Raw genomic sequence first — 18423 nt, forward strand, 5'->3', positions numbered from 1 at the left:
CATTCCGTCTTCGGTTGTGGGGCCTGTGCCGTCGGATCTTCGACTCGAGGTCAGCGGGCCCTGCCTCCGTATCCATTCCCAACATGGAGGAGAGGTATCCCTTGATCCGAGACAGCAAGCTTGCACGCCTGCTCGCTTTGGTCTTCGCGTTCTCACTGGTCGCCGCAGCGTGCGGTGGTAGTGACAGCGAAGGCGCCGGCGACAGCGAAGGTGCGACAGACACCACCGAGGCCATGGAGGAGGTGACCACCACCGCTCCGCCGGCTCCGACCGAGGAGGGCGGTTCGGGTGGCACGCTCATCTGGGCACACGAACAAGAGCCCGGCGACATGCACCTTGACGATCCGGGCAACAACCTGTCGATCACGTCGTGGATCCGCCGCGCGCTGCTCGAGGGCTTCTACGGCGTGTCCGGCGCCACCGAGTTCTATCCCGAGATCCTCGCCGAAGAGGGCGAGGTCGTTGCCAACGACGACGGCACCTACACGATCAACTTCGTGCTGCGTGATGGTCTGATGTGGTCCAACGGTGATCCCATGACCACCGCCGATGTGCTCTACACCTGGGACATCTGGAAGGAGGGTTGTGACATGGAAGACGACGGCACCATCGGTGACGGCACCAACTGTGTCTACCTCTCCGGCGACCGCACCGGTCTCGACCTCATCAGCGACGTGACCGCCACGAGCGACACCGAGATGAGCATGACCTTCGTGCAGTTCTTCGCCGGCTGGAAGGCCCTGTTCGACGAGATCTACCACCCGTCGTTCGGCGCTGATGCTGCCGAGGTCAACGAGAACCTGCGCGAGTGGATGAATGCCGACGGTCCGCTGGTGTCGGCTGGTCCGATGATCTTCGACAGCTGGGAACGCGGCGTGTCGATGAACCTCGTTCGCAACGACAACTACCACGGCTCGAACAGCCCCGACGCTCGCAACAAGGGCGTCGCCTATGTCGACGGCGTGCAGATCAACTGGGTCACCGACACCGATGCGCAGATCAATGCGCTGAAGGCTGGCGAGGCCCAGATCATCATGACCCAGCCGCAGCTCGCCTTCGGTGAGCGTCTGGCCACCGACGAGAACTTCACCGTCGCTTCGACCGCTGGTCCGGTCTACGAGCACTGGGGCCTCAACACCCTGAACGTGCACCTGGCCGACCCGCTGGTGCGTGAAGCCCTCGCCTACGGCATCGACAAGCACGAGGTCATGGAGGGTCTGTACACCCCGCTGTTCGGTGATGCGCTGCCGGCCGCCGGTCTCGGCAACACCTACTGGATGTCGAACCAGGGCCCGTACGAGGATCACCAGACCGAGTACGACGGCAAGCAGGTCGACATGGCCAAGGCCAAGCTCGAAGAGGCCGGCTACGTCGCCGGTGACGATGGCATCTACGAGCATCCCGAGCGTGGCCGCCTGACCCTGCGGGTCGGCACCACCGGTGGCAACGCCCTGCGTGAGCTGCAGCAGCAGCTGATCCAGGCCCAGCTCAAGGAGTCGGGCATCGAGATCGAGATCGACAACGTCGACGGTGGCGCCTACTTCGGTGAGCGTCCGTTCTCCGATGAGGCACTGCTCGCCGCCAACACCGGCGGCGCCGAGGGCGACCCCACCATCTGGGACATCGCGCAGTTCGCCTGGGTCGGTGGCCCGTGGCCCGGCGGTACCTCGCCGAACTACCTCACCGCCAGCGGCAACAACATCTACGCCTTCAGCAATGAGGCCTTCGATGAGGCTGCTCCGGCCTGTGACGCCACCGTCGATGACGACGAGCGTGCGACCTGCTACAACGACCTCGACCTGTACGCCACCACCCTCGAAAAGGGTGATGACGGCCTGTTCGTGATCCCGCTGACCCAGAAGCCTTCGTTCTACGGCTATCTGAGCAGCCAGCTTTCCGGTGCGGGCGTTGCTCCCGACGCCAACGATGCTGGTCCGTTGACCAACGTGGTCGACTTCCAGTTCGCCGGCTGAGCGAGAAGCTGAGCTGATTCGAGTGCGGGCGGGCCTGGCGACAGGCCCGCCCGCCCTGGTCTAGGATCCCGGAGCCATGTTCGCCTTTGCCCTTCGACGCCTGATCGCCACCATCCCGATCCTGCTGGTCGCCACGTTCGGCGTCTACTGGGCGGCATCGTCGGTCGTCGATCCCCGAGACAATCTGGCTGCCTGCGCTACCTGCGACCAGTCGGCCTACGACATCCTTATCGAGCGCTACCAGCTCGACAAACCCATTCCCACTCGCTACCTCAGCTGGCTTGGCGACTTCGTCACCGGCGACATGGGTGAGGCCCTGTCGCAGGGTGAGCGCCCGGTGAGCGAGTTGTTCTTCGAACGAGCCGGCAACACGTTGAAGATGGCCATCCCCGCCTTCGTGTTGCTGATGATCTTCGGCGTGTCCGCCGGTGTCTACTCCGCCTTGCGGCAGTACTCGGTCGGCGACTACGCCGTCACCACGATCTCCTACTTCGGCCTGTCGATGCCGACCTTCTTCTTCGGGTTGCTGCTCCAGGTCGTGTTCGCCATCTGGTTCCCGCGATGGACCGGGTGGAAACCCTTCTGGTCCTCGGGCATGCACACCGAGTCCTTCACCCAATACCTGTCGAGCGTGACCTTGCCGGTGTTCACGCTGCTGCTGATCCTGCTGGCGGGCGACTCCCGGTTCATCCGGGCCGCCGTGCTCGACATCAAGTCGTCCGACTACATCCGCACCGCTCGGGCCAAGGGGCTCAGCGAGCGCAAGGTCATCACCCGCCATATCTTCCGCAACGCGATGATCCCGGCGGTCACCGTGTGGTCGCTCAACGCCGGCGCCCTCTTCGGCGGATCACTCATCACCGAGACCGTGTTCTCCTGGCCCGGCCTCGGTCGCTTGCTGATCGACGCCATCTTCGCCGCCGACCTCGACGTCGTCATGGCGGTGACGATCGCCATCGCCTTGTTGGTCGTGATCTTCAACCTCATTGCCGATCTGGCCTACGGCTACCTCGACCCGAGGGTGCGATATGACTGACCTCGCCGAACCAACCCCGACAGCGGCCGACGAACTGGCCGAAATGAACGAGATGCTCGGCTTGGCCGAGACGCCTGAGAGCCTCGGCCGTCAGGCCTGGAACCGGTTCCGCCGTCACCGACTCGCCATCATCGGGGTTGCGCTCCTGTTCATCCTCGTCGTCGGATTCTTCGTCGGCGAGTGGTTGTCGCCCTACGCGATCGACCAGACCAACGTGGCCGACCGAAAGCTGGGACCGTCACTCGACCACCCGTTCGGCACCGACGCCCTCGGACGTGACTACTTCGTTCGGGCCATGACCGGCGGCCAGTTCTCGATTCGCATCGCCGCACTCACCGCCCTACTCACCACCCTGCTCGGCACGGTGTTGGGATCGATCGCCGGGTTCTACGGCAAGTGGCTGGATTCGACGATCAGCTTCGTCATCAACGTGTTGTTGTCGGTGCCGCTGATCCTGGTCCTCATCATCATGGGCCGGAAGTTCGGTCTCGATCCGCTGTCGGTGGCGATCCTGCTCTCCCTGCTGTCGTGGACCCGTGCCGCCCGCCTCGTTCGGGCCCAGACCATCCAACTGAAGGAGACCGAGTTCGTGCAGGCGGCTCGGGCTGCCGGTGCCGGGTCGTTCCGGATCGTCACCCGGCATCTCCTGCCGAACATCGTCGGCACCCTGCTGGTCGAGATCACGCTGCTCGCTGGCACCGCCATCATCCTCGAGTCGACGTTGTCGTTCCTCGGTCTCGGCGTCCAGGCACCGAACACCACGCTCGGCACCCTGATCAGCGACTCGAAGGGTTCGATCGACACCGCGCCGTGGGAAGTCCTCATCCCGGGCGCGATCGTCACGCTCATCATCTTGAGCTTCAACTTCATCGGCGACGCTCTGCGTGACGCTCTCGACCCGAAGGCTGGTATCGAATGAGCGACGTACTGCTCTCGCTCAACGAGCTGACCGTCGCCTTCAAGACCAAGAAGGGCATGGCGCAGGCCGTTCGCGGCGTCACGTTCGACGTGCACCGCGGTGAGTCGATCGCTGTCGTCGGCGAGTCGGGTTCCGGCAAGTCGGTCACCGTGCTCGGCCTGATGGGGCTGCTGCCCCGATCGGCCCAGATCGGTGGCTCGGCCGTGTTCGATGGCATCGAACTGGTGGGCTTGCCAACGCACGACATGCGGGCCATCCGAGGCAACCGCATCTCAATGATCTTCCAAGACCCGATGACCGCCTTCAATCCGGTCTATACGATCGGCGATCAGATCATCGAAGCGCTCGAGGTCCACGGCAAGTACGCGGGCAAGGAGGCGACCCGGCGAGCCATCGATCTGCTCGAACTCGTCGGCGTGCCTGAGCCGGCCCAGCGGGTCAACCAGTACCCGCACGAGTTCTCGGGCGGCATGCGCCAGCGGGCCATGATCGCCATGGCCATCTCGAACGACCCCGAGTTGCTGATCGCCGACGAACCGACCACGGCGCTCGACGTCACGGTCCAAGCGCAGGTCATGGAGGTGCTGTCAGACATCCGTGCCGAGACCGGCGCAGCCATGATCCTGATCACCCACGACCTCGGTCTTGTGGCGGGCGCCGCCGAGCGAGTCGAAGTCATGTACGGCGGGCGGGTGTTCGAAGAAGGCACGCTCGAGCAGGTGTTCTACCACCCGATGAACCCGTACACCCGGGGCCTGCTCTCCTCGATGCCGCGGCTCGACGCGATCGGTGACCGGCTGATTCCGATCGAGGGAACGCCACCGAGCATCATCAACATGCCTTCCGGCTGCGCATTCGCTCCCCGGTGCGCCCATCGGGAAGGCGTCTGCGACGAGCGGTCGGCGACCCTCGAGATCATCGAGCCGGGCCACCGGTCGCGGTGTCACCTCACCTCACAGCTACCTGCCTTCAGCCGGGAGGTCACGGCGTGAGCGAGCACGCAGCCAGCAACGGAGCACGTCCGCTGCTCGAGGTCGATGACCTCGTCATGCACTTCCCGATTCGGGCCGGACTCCTGCGCAAGACCGTTGGCCACGTCCACGCAGTCGATGGGGTGAGCGTCACCGTCAACGAGCGCGAGACGGTCGGCGTGGTCGGTGAATCGGGCTGCGGAAAGACCACCTTCGGCCGCTCCTTGTTGCGGCTGATCGAGCCGACGTCGGGCTCGGTGCGATTCCGGGGCGAAGACGTGATCGCTGCCGACCACGATCGGCTCCGCGAGCTGCGGGCCGAGATGCAGATCGTGTTCCAGGATCCGTACGCATCGTTGAATCCCCGCATGCCGGTCTCCGACATCATCGCCGAGCCACTGCGAATCCATGGCATCGGCAAGGCCGAGGCCGGCAAGCGGGCGGGCGAACTGCTCCGTGCGGTCGGTCTGCTGCCCGAGCATGGCAACCGCTACCCGCACGAGTTCTCCGGTGGTCAGCGCCAGCGCATCGGCATCGCCCGGGCACTGGCGCTCCGTCCGAGCCTGATCGTGCTCGACGAACCCGTCTCCGCCCTCGACGTGTCGGTCCAGGCGCAGGTCATCAACCTCCTGGAAGACCTCCAGGAGGAATTCCAGCTCGCGTACCTGTTCATCGCCCACGACCTGTCGGTGGTCCGTCACATCTCCGATCGGGTGATGGTGATGTACCTCGGCAAGGTTGCCGAGATCGCCGACTCGCGGTCGCTCTACGACGCGCCGGCCCACCCCTACAGCCAGTCGCTGCTGTCGGCCGTCCCGATTGCCGATCCCCGCATCGAGCGGGCTCGCCAGCGCATCGTGCTCGAGGGCGACATCCCCAGCCCGGCCAAACCGCCGAGCGGTTGCCGGTTCCGCACTCGTTGCCCCATCGCCACCGAGCGATGCGCCGCCGAGGAACCGCCGCTGGTCGAGGTCCGCCCGGGGCACCAGGTGGCATGCCACTATCACCTGGAGCCGGGTGAACTCCTGCTCGAGCGGATCGCTGCCGGCGCCGGCAACTCGGCAACGATCTGAGCGCTGCCGTGGCCCACTGGCCCTCGGTCGTGTTGCACACGTCGTGGCGGGGGCGGGCGACGACGGCGTTTGCGCCGATCGCGCTCCTGGCGCTCGGCGGCTATGGCTTGCTCGATCGGTTCCGCTGGTTTCCGTTCGTCCTTGTCCTCGTCGGTCTCCTGCTGGCGTGGGTGGCTGTTGCCGACTATCCGATCGTCACGGTGCTCGGCGCCGACGGGGTCGAGCGTCGGTGTCTGCTCCGGCGACAGCATCTCGGCTGGGAGCGGATCTCGACGTTGGCCCGCCCCTCCCAGGTCTCGCGTTGGCGGCGCGATCATCATGCGGCCGGTGCGGTCGGTGGTGCGCCCTCGGCGCGTGCGACAGGCCTTGCCCCCGCACATTCCAACCCCAGGCTGCTGACCGGAGCCAAGGGCGGATTGGTCGCCGAGGTCCGGCGTCGTCCGTTCCTGCTCTGCGACAAGATCGAGAGCCGTGCCGAGTTCGATCACATCGTCGACTCGATGACCGTGTGGGCGCCCGCGCTGCCCGTTCGAGCGTCACGCCCCGACGCATCCGTGCCGCCGACGTGGCTGCACAAGAAGCGGCGGGGGCGTGCGTCGGATGGTCTCGTCGACCTGCTAGCGTGATTCGGTCATGATCTGGATCTTCGGCCCCATCTACCTCATCGTCGGCATCATCACCGTTTCGCTCGTGCTCCTGCACAGTGGCCGCGGCGGTGGCTTCTCCGACATGTTCGGTGGTGGTATGTCGGGCTCGGCGGCCGGGTCCACGTCGATGGAACGAAACCTCGATCGGCTCACGATCGTTTTCGGGCTGATCTTCACGTTCCTCACCGTCGCCATGGCGTTCATGCTCGACTCCTGATCAGCAAACTCTTGCTGGTCGGGTGAGTGCCTGACCTCGATGGGCGGCACCGCCGGGTAGTCCATTCGGCTCATCTTCACCAGTGTTCGGCCGATGCTGGAACAGTGAGTTCACTTCGTCCTCGCTCGCTGGGTGCGCTTCTGTTGGCTGCCGCCATCTCGATGGCGTCGGCGTGTTCGCGCCTCGAGCCGAGTAGCGAACGAACCGCAGCGGCGTCGACATCCATCCCCGACGCGCTGGCGCTCGAGCTGCCCGACGAGATCACCGGCTCGGTCCTCCGCCTGGCGCTGGTCCGTCCAGGCTCGTGGGACCCGATCGCCGTGTCGCTGGCCGACCAGGGTGCGGTCATCGTCTCCGATCTGCTCTACGACGGACTGACCGAGACCACCGCCGATGGTCGCCTCGTGCCCGCTCTGGCCACCGAGTGGACCACGAGCGACGACGGTCTCGCGTGGACGTTCTCGCTCGATGCGGAGCGAACGAACGCCGCCGCCGTCCGGTCCAGCTTCGAACGACTCAGGGCGAACGCTCCTGCGTCGGCCGCCGCCGGCCTGCTGTCCTCCGTAGCCCGCATCGACGCGGTCGATGACGCCACCGTGCGGTTCGTCCTCTCGTCGCCGAACGCCGGCTTTGCGTGGGTCGTGAGCGGGTTGCCGTTCTCGATCGTCGACGACGGTGGCGCACCGACGGGCCGCTATCGGTTGGTGGCGGATGACGCCGAGCATGCACTGCTCACGAACGGTGACGGCGAGGACGCCCTATCAGTCGCCATCGCCTGGGTGAGCGACGATGCAACCGCTGAGGCGGACGCGGCCTCCGGTGCCGTCGACGGGGCCGTGGTACCCGTGGACTCGAGCGAGCGCGCGGTGCGTGAGGTCGGCCTTGCTCCCTCGGCGCGCAGCATCGTGCGGTTCTTCGTCCTCGATCCGGCCTCGACGGCCCTCGCCGACCTCCGGGTGCGGCAGGCTTTGCTGACCGCAGTCGATCGCTCGACGCTCCTCGATCAGCTGTCCTCGCCGGCCTTTGCGCTCGACGGCATCGTGGCGCCGACGGTTGCTGGATTCCAAGGAGATCCGTGCGGCGCCCCGTGCGCGTTCGATCCCGACCGCGCCCGAGCCCTCGTGGCCGAGGTGGGCGTCGTCCCGACCATTCGCGTCGGCTTCACCACACCGCACGAAGCCGAGTTGGCGGCCAACATCGTCGAACAGCTCGGTGTCGTCGGGGTCACCGCCGAAGCGGTCGAACTCGCTACGGGTCAGCTTGCCACGGCGATCGATGGGACGCCGGTCGACATGTTCCCCTATGGCTGGGTTGCCCCTGCCGGGTCGGTCGATGCGATCGTCCCGCCCCTGCTCAGCAGCACGAGCACGGCAAATCCGCTTGGCTCGATCTCGCCCGATGTCGACCAGCTCCTCGCCACGGCAATGGTGACCACGGCTGACACCGAACGCTGGGCATTGCTTGCTGCAGCGCACCAACAGGCGCTGGCCAGCGCCGTGCTCCTGCCGGTCGCAGCGGCCGAGAATCGTTTCGTCGTCTCGCCTGCGTTCCGTGGCGTCGTGACTCGTGCCGACGGCTCGATCGAGATCAGATCTCTGCCGTGACACGGGTGTGATTCGGCGAGCAACCGCTAAGATCTGTGGACCACGTCGAAGTGGCGGAATTGGCAGACGCGCTAGCTTGAGGGGCTAGTGTCCGTTAGGACGTGGGGGTTCAAGTCCCCCCTTCGACACTGAGTTTCCCCAGGTCACTGGCCTGGGGATTCTGCTTTTTGGGTCCGATCTCAACGAGCAGCCGTCCTCGGTGAGCGGCCCGGCACCTGCAAGGTGTTCTTCTCGGCGAGTACGGGCTCGTCTATAGGGCGGCGAGCCGACGACGCAGATCTTCGGAGATCGAGGTAGGCCGTCCGCCGGCGGCCGCTCGAGTTGGCCGGCTCGTCACAGCAGGATCTGCAGGATTCGTCGGAGGGGAGGTTCCGCGGTGGGGAAGTGGCTCGCCATTTCGAGCAGCCCGGAGCGGAGCAAGGAGTCCGCCTACACGGCTTGGCGAGAGCTGGCTGATCCCCAAGACGGCGCATACCGCCAGATTTGCGTGCGGTGATGTTCGTTGTCCGCCTGGTGGTAGCTCGCTGGCAGTTGTCACCCGGCGACCCCGCTTGCATATTGGTTCCGATACCGGTAGTATTTTGATATGTCGATGCTGAGTGTCGCCGAGGCTGCGGATGAGCTGGGGGTCAGCGCGCGTCGTGTGCGGCAGATGCTTGCCGATGGCGTGCTCGACGGCGAGCGAGTTGGCCGGGCCTGGATCATCGACCGTGAGCGGTTGCACCGAGTTGCAGGGCTGCGCCCCGAGGTGGGTCGGCCCTGGAGTCCGGTGTCGGCGTGGGCCGTGCTCGCTCTTGCTGATGGTGAGCAGGTCGATCTGTCGCCCGTCGAGCGCTCACGGGCCAGGAAGCGCCTCGGACAGGGGTTGGGCCACCTGGTCGGCCGGCTCGCTGCCCGGTGCGAACGGCGACGGTTCTACGCCCACCCTGGTGTCCTGGACCGGTTGGCAGACGAACTTGTTCGAGCCGGGGCCAGTGCGGCAGCCCACTGCGGAGCAGATCTCGTGATCGGTGAGAGCGTGGAGGGCTATGTCCGTGCCGGCGAGATCGACCGGCTGGTCAAGCAGTTCGGTCTCGACGAGCAGGCAGCACGGCCAAACGTGTTGCTCCGGATGGTCGAGGACGATGCGTGGCCGTTCGAGTCCGACCAGCGCTACGCAGCTCGCTCCGTCGTAGGCGTCGACCTCCTCGAGTCCGAGGAGCCGCGGTCCCGACGAGCCGGCGCCGAGCTACTGGCACGGTGATGAGCTCGTGGTCCGTGCTGGACCGGGAGCCGATCCAGCTTCCTGCGCTCCCTGGTCACGACGACGAGATGTGGGCCGCACTGATCGAGCTCTCCGAGCTGCGACCAGGTGAGTGGACCCTTGTAGGCGGGCAGATGGTGTTCCTCCATGCCATTGAGCACGATGTCACGCCACCTCGGGTCTCGACCGACCTCGACGTGCTCGTCAACGCCAGGGTGGTGACCGGTGGCGTGCGCGAGTTCGTGACGACCATCGAGGACCGGGGCTTCGTTCTCGCTGGGGTATCACCGGAGGGCATTGCCCACCGATACCAGCGCGGTGGAGTGAGCATCGACGTGCTGGCACCCGAGGGCCTCGGGCCCCGCGCTGACCTCACCACCTCACCACCGGGCCGGACCCTGCAGGTCCCCGGCGGCACTCAGGCACTCGAGCGAACCGAACTGGTGCCGGTGGCGTTCGGCAGCCGAATCGGCCTCGTGCCTCGGCCGTCGCTGCTCGGCGCGATAGTGGGCAAGGCGGTCGCCGTCGCCGTCGACGATGTGCCCGAGGCGCAACGGCTCGATCTGGGGCTGCTGCTCAGTCTGGTCGACGATCCACTCGAGATGGCGGGTCAGCTCACCAAGAAGGACAGGCAACGGATCCGAGCACGGTCGGAGATGGCCGACGTCGACCAGCGAGCGTGGGCGAGCCTGCCGGTCGATGCCGCAGACCGTGGCAGAGCGGCCTACCGCCTTCTTGCGGCGTGATCCGAGAGTGTGTCGGAGGGACCGAGGGTGTGTCGCTTGCCGCCTGACAGCTCACCTCAACAGGTCGAGGGCGGGTAGGAATGCGGTACTACCGGGGCGTGGTGGCTGTTCGAAAGCTCTCGGTTGCATTGGACGAATCGGTCGCTGCCCAAGCGGCGGACGCAGCCGAACGCCGCAGGGTGACGCTGTCTGCTTGGCTCAATGCCGCAGCCGAGCGGGCTCTACTCGTCGAGCAGGGCCTTGCTGGCGCGGCGGAGTGGGAGGCCGAGCACGGTGAGCCGAGCGCCGAGGAGCTGGCATGGGCCGATTCGGTGCTGGACTGCCCCGCGACGTCCTGAACGTCGAGCTGCAACTCGCTCATACCAGCGGGGTGCCGGGATCGAGGCCAAGTCGAGTGCGGCCGTACATTTGGGCGTTGCCGTCGAAGTCGGCGATGGCGTGATGGCAGGCGGTGTTGACGTCTCGGTAGCGCGACTGGAGCAGGCTGTCGTCGTAGATGCCGTGCGCACCGGCCGCCGCGAAGATGCGCTCGGTGGCTCGCCGGGCGAGTTCGACGGCGTAGGCCGCGTGCCACTTGAGTTCGGCTCGCTCCTCGATGGTCAGCCGCTCACCGGTGTCGGCCACGACGTCGCACCGGTCGGCGGCCTCTTGCAGCAACAAGTGTGCGAGGTGGAGTTCGGTGGATGATTCCGCCGCTCGCATCTGCGCACCGGCGCTCTCGGCCTTGGATGCGCCGGTGTAGACCTCGCGTCGGGCCGAAGTCCTCTCGACGTGGAGCTCGATTGCGCCATCGGCGATCCCCACGACGGCGGCGGCGAGTTGGATCGACAAACAGACCAGCACCGGTAGCCGGTGGAGGAACGTGGCGCTGCCCTCGCCGTGCGGACTCTCGCCGTCGAAGAGCAGTTTGGTCGGCAGCGCTCGGTGGTCAGGTACGAACACGTCGGTCGCCACCACGTCGTTGGAACCGGTGCCGCGAAGGCCGAGGGTGAACCATGTGTCGTCGATGGTCACGTCGGTCTTGGGGACGATCAGGTGCAACAACCTGTTCGGGCTCTCGGGCAGCACGTCGGCGATGGCCCCGACGATCAACCACTCGCCATGATCGACGCCCGAAGCGAACTGCCAGCGACCGTCGATCCGCCACCCACCGTCCACCCTGGCGGCCTTGCCCTGCGAGGCCAACGTGCCCGGCACCCGAACGTCGGGCCCATCGGCGAACACCTCCCCTCGGCATTCGGCGGGAAAGTTCCCCACCATCCACGTGTGAGCATTCGACACCATCTGGACCCAACCGGCCGCCGGATCGGCCGCACCGACGACGAAGAGCGAGTCGACGAGTGCCCGCAGGCCGGCCTCGGCGCCACCGACCGATGCCGGGGTGAGCACTCGCCACAGCCCGGCCTCGACCATCAGATCGACCGACTCGGGAGCGAGCCGGCGCAGCCGCTCCGACAACTGCGCATTGGCCGCCAAGGCGGGAGCGACCGATCGTGCCGCATCGGCGGGGGCACCGGTGCCGGGAGACGATGGAGGTGACATGGCCCCAAACCTAGATGACCGACGGTCGCGACCGCCTCGCGGTTGATCAGTTGGTCAACGGCGGGTCGCTGCGTGGCGACCGGCCCGGCGGCCGAAATACGACCCGGGACCAAGGCTCATCCCGCTCGCGTACTCACCACCGTTCTGGGGGAAGTGCGCCGCGACGGCGCCAACCGCGTAGAGACCGGGGATCGCTTGGCCGTCGGCATCGAGCGCCCGCCCGTCGATGTCGGCCTGCAGACCACCGAGGGCGATGTAGCTGTACTCGGCGACACCGTAGGAGATGTCGAACGCAGCGAGCGGCGGCTGCAGGGGAGCGAGCCAGTCCCGGTACTTGTGGAACTGCTCGTCGGCACCGTTCGCCGAATCGGCATTGAATCGGTCGAGGGTGGCCTGCACCGATCCCGACGGAACCTCCAGCGCCGACTCGAGCGCCTCGACGGTCTCGAATACGTCGACGAGGGGATGGCCCCGCTCGGGGTAGGCGAAGTGGGCCTCGTCGACGAGCAGCCACGCCTGCTGGTCGGGTTGCTCGGCGATGAAGTGGACGGCGCGACCGTGATAGGCGTCTTCGGCCACGAACCGTTCGCCGCGGTTGTTGATCATGATCCCGAAGATGAGCTGCTCGGGCGGATAGATCGACCCGGTGGCGATCACACCGTCCATCCCTCTCGTGACCCCGCCTGCCCTTTCACCGAGGCGCAGCCCGGCGCCGTCGTTGGAGTCGATGCCGAGCGGCCGTCCGTGGCCAGCCACGACGGGGAAGTTGGCGTGCGTCATTTCGTCGTTGAGGTTGAAGCTGCCGGTGGCCAGGATCACGCCCTGGCGGGCCTCGACGATTTCATCGGATGCCCCTGGCGTGGCCAGTCGCACGCCGCAGATGACACCGGCGTCATTGCGGACCAGTGCGGTCGCACCGGTGTCGTACACCGTGGGGATCGACTCGTGCTCGACCGCTGCGAGGAGCGCCTTCATGGTGTTGACGCCACCTCGGGCGCCGCCCTCGGCGCGGGTCTGATGTCCACGTGGCATGGGTGTGGCGGCGTCGCTGAACGGCCAGACCTTTTCGTTGCCGGTGGTGAGAAGTCCTTCGCCGGTGCGAACTGCAACCGCCTTGCCCGTGAAGGCTCGCCGCTCGAACGGCACGCCCTGGGCCTCGAGCCAGTCGAAGTGCTCGGCTGCGTCGTCGCAGAAGAGGCGGAGCGCGTCGTCGTCGGGCGTCGAGGTACTGGCCCGCATGAACGCATACATGTTGTCGGGGCTGTCGTCGTAGCCGAGATCGCGTTGGAGCGCCGTGCCGCCGCCGAGGTAGAAGATGCCTTCGGATTGGGCGCTCGCTCCGCCACCACCCGAGGCCCGTTCCACGATCAGCACCTCGGCCCCGGCTCGATGCGCTTCGAGTGCAGCGCTCGCGCCGGCAACACCGAAGCCGATGACCACGACGTCGACCGATCGGCTCCATGCTCCGTCGGCAGGTGGAGCGAGTGGTTCCGGAGCGGTCATGATGCCGCCCGTGCGTCGGTGCGCTGCGCGAAATGAGACATCGTCGGGTGAGGGCGTGACACGGGTCCTCCGGCTGGTGGTCCAAACACGGCGACCATAGCTCGCACCGGCACTCGATCGAGGCTGGTGCTACTCCGACACCGAGAAGGCCGTGCCTCGGGCGGGCACCGTGCCGGTGAGGTGCTGGACCAGGAACTCGAGTCCGTGGTCGAGTTCCTCGAGCGGCACCGCCGGATGCAGTCCGGGATTGGCGTGGAGCCGCTTGTCGGTCGAGGCCAGCGTGTCGAACAGGGCGAGGTATTCGTCCCGGCTGAACAGCTCGTCCTCGAGTTGCATCAAGAACAGCACCGGCACCTCGATCTGCTCGGCTGCGGCAGTGATCAGCGGCCGGTAGTGGTCGGGTCCGGTGATCCCCATCAAGCCGAGGACGGCCACGGAGATGCGAGGTGCTGCGGCGACGAACGGCGCCCCGAAGAGGGTGCCCATCGAGAGTCCCCAGTAGCCGACTGGACCGTCAGCGAGGTCGGGGAGCTCCAATGCCGCATCGAGGGCGAGTTTCCAGTCGGCCACCATGTCCTGGGTGCTGCCCTCACGCTGCCACTCCGGCCAGAAGGCGTCGCGGCCGCCCGGTCCGACCTGGCGACGACCATGGACCGGCCCGTCGATCGACAACACGGCCATGCCGTGATCGAGCGTGAGGCGCTTCGCCAGCCACGGGATCGGCGCCTGATGCCGGTCGCCGGAGGCACCGTGGCCGCAACACACCAGCGGCGTGGCCGCGCCGGCGTCGGGCGGCAGCCAGAGCACGCCCGTCACCGGTCGTCCGTCCCGGTCGAGTGTGAACTCGAGCAGTCGCTCACCACCTGACCGTGTCTCTTCGTCGACCAGATGCTCCATCACCGAAGGCGTCATGGCGACGGTCTACCACGATGAGGTGGCAGGTTGTCGTTCCGCTGGCGCGCCGCCGAACAACGTGTTGAGGTAGGCGGCATGAGAGCGGCTCAGGTCACGGCCAGGAACGACATTCATTGCGTGGAGGCGCCGATGCCCGAACCGAGTGAGGGGCAGGTGCTCGTGAAGACCCATGCGGCCTCGATCTGCGGGTCCGACCTTCATGTGGTCTGTCACGGCGTCAACATGCCACCGGTTCCGTGCGCCCACGGCTATCCAGGCCACGAGGCGATCGGCGAGATCGTCGCTTCGTCGGGGAGTGACACGAGCGCCTTGCCCGTCGGCACCAATGTCCTGTGTTTCCCGCCGGCGCACATCGCCACGTGTTTCGGTGACTATCAGGCCCTGGGCTCGAAGTACGTGCTGCCGCTTCCCGAGTGCGACGTCACCGCGGCCGAACTTCTCATGGCGCAGCAGCTTGGCACCGTGATCTTCGCCGCCAAGCAGTGGGGCGTCGAGGTCGAGGGCCGCTCGGTGATGGTCATCGGGCAGGGGTCGGCCGGCCTGTTCTGGGCGTCGTGGCTGCGCCACTGCGGCGCGGCGTCCATCATCGCCTCCGACCCGGTGGCCGAACGGCGGGCGGCATCGGCACACTTCGGCGTCGACACGGTGCTCGACCCCCGGAGCGACGACATCGAGGCAGCCTTGCGCGACCTCACCGGACCGGGACCCGATCTCGTGGTCGAGGCCGTCGGCACCAAGCAGACCCTCAACGACTCGGTGAACCTCGTGCGTCCCGACGGCAACCTGATGTGGTTCGGACTTCCCGACTCCGACCAGGCAGTACCGATCGAGTTTTCGAAGTTCTTCCGCAAGCGCCTGCGGGCCGCAAGCACCTACGGGGCGCAAGACGAGCCATCGGCGTCGTCATTCCAGACTGCGCTCGATCTCATCTCCTCGGGAGCGATCGACGTGAAGCCACTGCTGTCGCAGACGTTCTCCATCGAGGACATCGATCAGGCGATCGTCGCAGCCAACCAGCCGTTCGAGTCCGGCGCGCTCAAGGTGAGCGTCACCTTCTGATTCCCCGTCACCGCGGCGGCCGGGGTGTGCGGCTTGACACGGCGAGACCGTGTCGTAGGGTTCGCGCATGGGGACGCTGAGCTACGGGCCGGATGCGGCCGCGATGAACGAATATCTTGCCGAGGGGGAACGCAAGGCGTTCGCGTTGGGCAATCGAGGGCCGATCCGGTTCGACGACGAGGGACACCTTCACCCCGACATCCTCGATGCCTACTGGCGTTGCGGGTTCTTCGTCTTCGAGGGAGTGCTCGGCCCAGAGGAGCTCGACGACATCGAGCGAGACGTGATCGACGTCCTCGACCGGGTACCGGTGAGCCGGGGGAGCGAGGTCGACGCGCACGGGCGGCCGGCGCTCAACGCCGGGCTGCGGGGGCCGAGCGTTTTCTTCGCCAAGCCACTGTCCGACCCCAACGGTGGCACGGCCGCTGCGAACGGGCGGCACCCGGTGAAGATGCACGAGCCGACGCCGGCCGATGACGCTCCCGACGAAGTCGTCTATGTGATGCTCGGGAGTCTGCAGCACTCCGACGCTTGCCTCCGGGTCTACGGTCACCCCGACCTGCTGGCGGTGGCGGCCGCCGTGAACGGCGATGATTTCGCACCCTTCAACGAGGCGCTGTTCTTCAAGGCGCCCGGACTCGGTGCATCGGTCGCCTGGCATCGTGATGGGGTCACGCACTGGGATCGAGACGACTGGGACCAAGGGAGCCACGGATTCAACTTCATGGCGCAGCTCTACGGATGCACGCCGGCCAACGGGGTGTGGGTCGTTCCCGGATCGCACAAGGAACGTCACGCCGACATCGCAGGCATGGTGGCTGCCGCCGGGTCGGAACGCATTGCCGACGCCGTGCCCATCGTGTGCGCGCCTGGCGACGTGGCCATCACCAACCGCCAAGCGGTGCACGGCTCGTTCGCCAACACGAGCGAGGACTGGCGGGTCACCGTCAACTTCGGGTTCCACCGGCGGGCCTCGGTGCTCGACGTCGAGGCCGGAGGCGTCCACAACGCCCGAGCCGTCTACGACGCCGAACGCATCCGGCGTCGTGCCCGCCTCATCGGGTACGGGATCGACGCTCGCCGTCAACGGTTCCCGTCCGAGACCCCCTACGCCTACCGTCCCCATGTCGAGGAGGGCTTGGAGTACACCTGGGACGACGCTGCTCGTGCCGACATCCGCGACTACAACCTCGACGACCTCAGTATCTGAGGTTTGCTCCCCGACTGGGAATGAAGGCTCGTCGGGCATCGTTGGGACCCGCAAGCGGATCACACCGATCCGCTTCTTCCAGGAGGCTCCCATGATTCCCGACCAGGTCGCCGACATCCTCGACTCGAATGGCTTCGCCCACGTGGCAACGGTGGGTCCCGATGGCGAACCACAGAACAACCCGGTGTGGTTCGCCTGGGACGGCGAGACGATCGCGATCAGCCAGACGCCCACGAAGCAGAAGTTCAAGAACATCCAGCGGGAGCCGCGGGTGTCGCTGTCGATTCTCGATCCGGAGAACCCGTACCGATACCTCGAGGTTCGCGGCGAGGTCGCATCGATCGAGCCCGACGCGGATTACGCCTTCATCCACTCGCTGTCGAACCGCTACATGGGCCAGGACTACCCCTGGTTGCAGCCCGGCGAGGAACGCGTCGTCGTCAGGATCCGTCCGGTCCACACGACCACGATGTGATCTGCCCGGCGATCATCGGGTCAGCTGCGCTCGCGGCGGCGGGCGCAGCCTGAACCGGATCACGACACCTTGATCTTGAGCGGTTTCTCCGCCTCGGACTTCGGCACGGTCACGACGAGTTCGCCGTTGTCGAGCTTGGCCTCGATGGCCGTGAGGTCGATCTCGCCCGGGAGCGTGACCTCGTAGCGGAACGTGCCGGTCACGCGGCGCTTCTGGCGCACGACGCCCTCCCGTTCCTTCTGCTTGCGTTCACCGCGAATGACCACGGTCCGCCCGTGGGTCTCCACGTCGATGTCGTCTTTGTCGACGCCGGGCAGCTCCAGGTCGATCGACCATGCCTTGTCCGTTTCTTCGATGTCGGCGGCCGGTGTGAAGTCGACGCCGTCTGGCGTTCCCCAGAGACTGGCCCAAGGGAGGCGTTGCCCGGGGCCGCGGCCCAGCCAGGCCTCCAGTTCGGCAAACGGATCCCAGCGACTCGGCGCAGTGGGCGTCGGGGGGCGACTGGTCGGTGTTGGTTCGATGTCGGTCATGTCAGTTCCTCCTGTGCAGCGCGCTTGGTCCGCGCGTCCGCGAGCGTGCGCCGGGGACGTCAAGCGCGCATCAGCCGAACCTCAATCCGTCATCAACCGCCGAGAGGTCGCTCCGCGCTCCTCGAGCGTTCGACTCGCCCGCACATACAGCGCGATCGCTGCACTCACGACGGCCGCCCAAAGGCACCACAGCGAGACGAACGCCGTCTGATCGATCCACACGAGCGCCAGGCCGGCGACGACGTTGACAGCCCCGGGCCAGACCAACCGCTGATCGGTGGAGCGAAGCAGGGGCCCGCAGGTCGCGATGGCGTACAACGCGATGAGCGGGTCACGTTGCCAGACGTGCACGACGTAGTGGATGTGGTGCGCCTCGATCGCCGAGGTGGCGGGGCCATCGAGCAAGGCAAGCCCCATGGTGGCGGCGACAACGAGCCCCGTGCCGGTGAACGCAACTATCTCCCAGCGCGCCGGTTGGCCAGCAAGTGAGGTGGCCACCGGGATGAACACCGGAAGGAACACGAGTGCCACCGTGAGGTAGATCGATGTCGCGGTGGTGGCGACGTCAGCAGGCAGCCGACCGTCGAGGCCGAGCCAGACGAACACCTCGGTCAGCTGATGTAGCCCGAAGACAACGGGAAGCGTGGCGAGCGGCGTGAGGTGGCGCCGATCGTTGTGGTGCACTGCGTCGATCCCGATGGCCGTGACCACGACACCAATCGCAAGGTCGGCTTCGGCGGAGAAACACACGGCGTTCGCC

At 66.6% G+C, this 18423-nt stretch carries 19 protein-coding genes and 1 tRNA gene; 15 read left to right on the forward strand and 5 right to left on the reverse strand.

Annotated features, from left to right (window positions below):
- The first annotated feature begins 101 nt into the window (after positions 1–101).
- The 12 genes from R2733_21850 (at position 102) to R2733_21905 (ending at position 10767) form a co-directional block, all read left to right on the forward strand.
- The gene (locus R2733_21850; GenBank protein MEZ5379158.1) at positions 102–1973 is read left to right on the forward strand and encodes an ABC transporter substrate-binding protein; all 1872 of its coding nucleotides are present in this window, start codon (positions 102–104) and stop codon (positions 1971–1973) included.
- A gap of 76 nt (positions 1974–2049) precedes the next feature.
- Positions 2050–3009 (forward strand): ABC transporter permease, encoded by a 960-nt coding sequence (locus R2733_21855; GenBank protein MEZ5379159.1) that lies wholly within the window; start codon positions 2050–2052, stop codon positions 3007–3009.
- Positions 3002–3928, forward strand: a complete 927-nt coding sequence (locus tag R2733_21860) for an ABC transporter permease (protein ID MEZ5379160.1) — start codon at positions 3002–3004, stop codon at positions 3926–3928. The genes R2733_21855 and R2733_21860 overlap by 8 nt, the downstream gene beginning before the upstream one ends.
- Positions 3925–4920, forward strand: coding sequence for an ABC transporter ATP-binding protein (locus tag R2733_21865; protein ID MEZ5379161.1), 996 nt, complete (start codon positions 3925–3927; stop codon positions 4918–4920). The genes R2733_21860 and R2733_21865 overlap by 4 nt, the downstream gene beginning before the upstream one ends.
- Complete coding sequence (locus R2733_21870; protein MEZ5379162.1) at positions 4917–5972, forward strand: dipeptide ABC transporter ATP-binding protein; 1056 nt, start codon at positions 4917–4919, stop codon at positions 5970–5972. Before R2733_21865 ends, R2733_21870 begins: the two co-directional genes overlap by 4 nt.
- Before the next feature lie 8 nt (positions 5973–5980).
- A complete protein-coding gene (locus R2733_21875) occupies positions 5981–6598 on the forward strand; it encodes a hypothetical protein (GenBank protein ID MEZ5379163.1) in 618 nt (205 codons plus the stop codon).
- Positions 6599–6605: 7 nt separating this feature from the next.
- Positions 6606–6836: a preprotein translocase subunit SecG gene (gene secG, locus R2733_21880; GenBank protein ID MEZ5379164.1), complete on the forward strand. Its 231-nt coding sequence runs from the start codon at positions 6606–6608 to the stop codon at positions 6834–6836.
- Between the two features lie 104 nt (positions 6837–6940).
- Positions 6941–8440 (forward strand): ABC transporter substrate-binding protein, encoded by a 1500-nt coding sequence (locus R2733_21885; GenBank protein ID MEZ5379165.1) that lies wholly within the window; start codon positions 6941–6943, stop codon positions 8438–8440.
- 44 nt (positions 8441–8484) lie between these two features.
- A tRNA-Leu gene (locus R2733_21890) sits at positions 8485–8568 on the forward strand.
- Between the two features lie 458 nt (positions 8569–9026).
- Entirely contained in the window at positions 9027–9683 is a 657-nt protein-coding gene (locus R2733_21895; GenBank protein ID MEZ5379166.1) for a helix-turn-helix domain-containing protein, read from the forward strand.
- Entirely contained in the window at positions 9683–10429 is a 747-nt protein-coding gene (locus R2733_21900; protein MEZ5379167.1) for a hypothetical protein, read from the forward strand. Before R2733_21895 ends, R2733_21900 begins: the two co-directional genes overlap by 1 nt.
- 179 nt (positions 10430–10608) lie before the next feature.
- Positions 10609–10767 (forward strand): hypothetical protein, encoded by a 159-nt coding sequence (locus tag R2733_21905; GenBank protein MEZ5379168.1) that lies wholly within the window; start codon positions 10609–10611, stop codon positions 10765–10767.
- 19 nt (positions 10768–10786) lie between these two features.
- Here the strand turns inward: R2733_21905 and R2733_21910 are convergent, their stop codons facing one another.
- The 3 genes from R2733_21910 to R2733_21920 all read right to left on the reverse strand — a co-directional run bounded on the left by R2733_21910 (position 10787) and on the right by R2733_21920 (position 14386).
- Complete coding sequence (locus R2733_21910) at positions 10787–11971, reverse strand: hypothetical protein (GenBank protein MEZ5379169.1); 1185 nt, start codon at positions 11969–11971, stop codon at positions 10787–10789.
- 54 nt (positions 11972–12025) lie between these two features.
- A complete protein-coding gene (locus tag R2733_21915) occupies positions 12026–13474 on the reverse strand; it encodes an FAD-dependent oxidoreductase (protein MEZ5379170.1) in 1449 nt (482 codons plus the stop codon).
- Between the two features lie 129 nt (positions 13475–13603).
- Positions 13604–14386, reverse strand: a complete 783-nt coding sequence (locus tag R2733_21920; GenBank protein MEZ5379171.1) for a hypothetical protein — start codon at positions 14384–14386, stop codon at positions 13604–13606.
- 132 nt (positions 14387–14518) lie between these two features.
- Here R2733_21920 and R2733_21925 point away from each other — a divergent pair, with 132 nt between their 5' ends.
- The 3 genes from R2733_21925 (at position 14519) to R2733_21935 (ending at position 17133) form a co-directional block, all read left to right on the forward strand.
- A complete protein-coding gene (locus R2733_21925; GenBank protein MEZ5379172.1) occupies positions 14519–15448 on the forward strand; it encodes a zinc-binding dehydrogenase in 930 nt (309 codons plus the stop codon).
- Between the two features lie 67 nt (positions 15449–15515).
- Positions 15516–16658, forward strand: coding sequence for a phytanoyl-CoA dioxygenase family protein (locus R2733_21930; GenBank protein ID MEZ5379173.1), 1143 nt, complete (start codon positions 15516–15518; stop codon positions 16656–16658).
- Between the two features lie 91 nt (positions 16659–16749).
- A complete protein-coding gene (locus R2733_21935; GenBank protein ID MEZ5379174.1) occupies positions 16750–17133 on the forward strand; it encodes a PPOX class F420-dependent oxidoreductase in 384 nt (127 codons plus the stop codon).
- Between the two features lie 59 nt (positions 17134–17192).
- Here the strand turns inward: R2733_21935 and R2733_21940 are convergent, their stop codons facing one another.
- Together R2733_21940 and R2733_21945 are read right to left on the reverse strand one after the other, a co-directional pair.
- Positions 17193–17663, reverse strand: coding sequence for an Hsp20/alpha crystallin family protein (locus R2733_21940; protein ID MEZ5379175.1), 471 nt, complete (start codon positions 17661–17663; stop codon positions 17193–17195).
- An 81-nt stretch (positions 17664–17744) separates the two neighbouring features.
- On the reverse strand, positions 17745–18413 hold the full coding sequence (locus R2733_21945; protein ID MEZ5379176.1) for a DUF6629 family protein: 669 nt from the start codon (positions 18411–18413) through the stop codon (positions 17745–17747).
- Positions 18414–18423 lie beyond the last annotated feature (10 nt).

The organism is Acidimicrobiales bacterium, assembly GCA_041394265.1.
Lineage (GTDB): Bacteria > Actinomycetota > Acidimicrobiia > Acidimicrobiales > SZUA-35 > JBBQUN01.